2 tRNA genes and 2 rRNA genes are annotated in these 755 nt (G+C 50.3%); all 4 read right to left on the bottom strand.

From position 1 onward, the window contains the following. Positions 1–109: ribosomal RNA gene (locus C5O79_RS37905) — 23S ribosomal RNA — on the bottom strand; the annotation flags it as partial. A gap of 282 nt (positions 110–391) precedes the next feature. Continuing rightward, positions 392–467, bottom strand: a tRNA-Ala gene (locus C5O79_RS37895). A gap of 38 nt (positions 468–505) precedes the next feature. Next, positions 506–582: transfer RNA gene (locus C5O79_RS37890), tRNA-Ile, on the bottom strand. 63 nt (positions 583–645) lie between these two features. Then, positions 646–755 (bottom strand): 16S ribosomal RNA (locus C5O79_RS37885); the annotation flags it as partial.

Below are 755 nucleotides of genomic sequence, written 5' to 3'. Positions count from 1 at the left end.
TACGGATCAAAGCTTGTTTGCCAGCTCCCCGTAGCTTTTCGCAGGCTACCGCGTCCTTCATCGCCTGTGATCGCCAAGGCATCCACCACATGCACTTGTTCGCTTGACCCTATAACGAGTCTGTCTCGTTACAGGTTGAGTTCTCGCGTTGTGCCGTATTCCAATTGAGTCAAACATAGAGTTCGAATCATCTTGAGATACATCGATACAATCACAACCCGGATAGTTTCCACGTCCATCTCATAGACGCTTCCGCTATCCAAATTACTTACTTCTTCCAGATTGTTAAAGAACGACAGCCGATATGGTGTTACTCATATCACTCTGACTGGCTCAATCGCCAATGACAAAGACTCGAACAATCGTCATTCGAATGTTTGTCATTGAAGATTGGTGGAGGCAGACGGGATCGAACCGACGACCCCCTGCTTGCAAAGCAGGTGCTCTCCCAGCTGAGCTATGCCCCCATGAGTACAGATAACCTCAGGTACCTACCGCCAGACAATGGTGGGTCTGGTTGGATTCGAACCAACGACCCCCGCCTTATCAAGACGGTGCTCTAACCGACTGAGCTACAGACCCCTGAGTCTGTCTTTAAATTTACAGCCGATAAGCGTGAGCGCTCAACTTTGCGAGAAGCTCTGGAAAGGAGGTGATCCAGCCGCACCTTCCGATACGGCTACCTTGTTACGACTTCACCCCAGTCATGAATCCTACCGTGGTGACCGTCCTCCTTGCGGTTAGACTAGCCACTT

The sequence above is a fragment of the Burkholderia sp. SRS-25 genome (genome assembly GCF_004343765.1).
GTDB classification, from domain to species: Bacteria; Pseudomonadota; Gammaproteobacteria; order Burkholderiales; family Burkholderiaceae; genus Burkholderia; species Burkholderia contaminans.
Note: the sequence above shows the minus strand (reverse complement) of the source record. Positions and strands in the feature narration are given on the sequence as shown.